General features: G+C 34.4%; 2 protein-coding genes. Both read left to right on the top strand.

Annotation, left to right across the window (positions count from 1 at the left end):
• A partial coding sequence (locus AC1DRQ_RS31280; protein WP_477430004.1) for a tyrosine-type recombinase/integrase occupies nt 1-1,079 on the top strand: 1,079 nt, incomplete at its 5' end.
• A 70-nt stretch (nt 1,080-1,149) separates the two neighbouring features.
• Nucleotides 1,150-1,723 (top strand): hypothetical protein (locus AC1DRQ_RS31275; protein WP_477430002.1); only part of this gene is annotated, 574 nt, incomplete at its 3' end.

The following is a 1,723-nucleotide window of genomic DNA, read 5'->3' as shown; positions in this document are numbered from 1 at the left end:
GTATAAAAAGCACACACCCTAACATGCAATTATTAAATAAGAAGGTTACTGAGTTTTATTTAAAAATTCAAAAGGCTGTACTCGAACTTGAAAATGAGGAAACCTTTAATTTCGATAACTTAAAGGAAAGAGTAAACGATGATTACAAACCTATTAAAAACGTAAGATCATTACCTTTTAAAGAATACTCCCAGCAACTTATAGAAACAATGTTTTCAATTAACAAAGCTGGTAATGCCATTATTTATCAAACGGCTACCAACAAATTGATGACTTATGCCAATAACCCCAAGCTTAAGTTTACAGACATTACTTACAAATTCCTGGAAGGATTTAAAAATGATCTCATAAAATCTGGTTTAAAAGCCAACTCAATTAGTAATTACTTTAGAACCCTACGAGCTATATACAATAAGGCAATCAAAGAAAAAATTGTTGACAGATCACATTATCCCTTTTTAGATATTCCCGTCAAAACTGAGCGGACCGCTAAACGTGCAATAAGTTTAGAAGAGTTGGTTAAGATAACAAAGCTTGAGCTTAAGCCTAAATCTCAAGAGTGGAAAGCAAGAAGTTACTTTCTATTAAGTTTCGCTTTAAGAGGTGCATCATTTACTGACCTGGCATATTTAAAACCTGAAAATATTAAAAAGGGATATCTAACTTATAAACGAAGAAAGACTGGAAAGGAACTGAAAATAAAGTTGCTCCCATTTACGCTTGATTTACTTAACTATTACAAAGATTCCAACTCAAAATATCTATTGCCCCTTTTGCCATCTGATATTATTGAAGATAGCTTAAAAGCTAAGAAAGTAATCTTTCAGTGGATTAAAACATCGAACAAATACCTTACTCGCATTGGTGCCAACTGTGGTATTGAAGAAGATGTTACAAGCTATGTCACAAGGCATACTTTCGCAACATTAGCAAAGAAAAAGCTTGGATATTCCAATGAGGTAATTGCCGAATGCCTGGGTCATGAATATGGTAATAAAATAACTAATACTTATCTAGATAGCTACGATCAAAGTCTAATAGATGAAGTAAACGAAAAGGTTATTCAGTTAATTCGATAGCTATAAATACACTTAAGCAGGGCGGTTAAACTGTCCTGCTTTTTTTATCTTCGTACCTTTTAATAAATACATGCTCCAATTTAACTTCCATCCCAATTACCCCAGAATCCACAAATATCTCCCATGGCCTGTATCGCCTGAACAAGTGCAAGCTGAGAACCCTTCAGAGTACCCAATAACGATTGATTGGTGGGAGGAAGAGCAAGACAAAATGATATTTGACGGCTTTCAGGCAATATTGTCAAAGTATGACCTAGTTGAATATGGCGATGATCTGCTATTGTTACTCCTTTTAAAATATAAGCAAATCGAAGAGCGAGTTCATGATTTGGAACTTGATTACAACAATCGGAAAAGAGCTAAAGAATTGGCAAAGTTTCTATTGATTGCAAAGCAAACACCGAAGAATAAATATAATAAGTTAGTATTAGCAACAAATACAGATACGGCTAAAGTAAGTGACCCGGGTTTAGTAGCTTGGATAAGCCAGCTGATTACAGAAAGTATCGAAAAGGGTAATTATCCGATATCTCTGCTAGGATTAGCAGCGGTCGATATGTATAGTGATAGAGAAAATCCTTATAAGTTGAATATTGAGAAACTAAATGCCGCAGCATCTGAACGTATAATTACACCTACCAAAC

This window comes from Mucilaginibacter sp. P4_E8 (assembly GCF_056401495.1).
The sequence above is the reverse complement of the archived record's forward strand: the minus strand, read 5'-3'. Positions and strand labels throughout refer to the sequence as shown.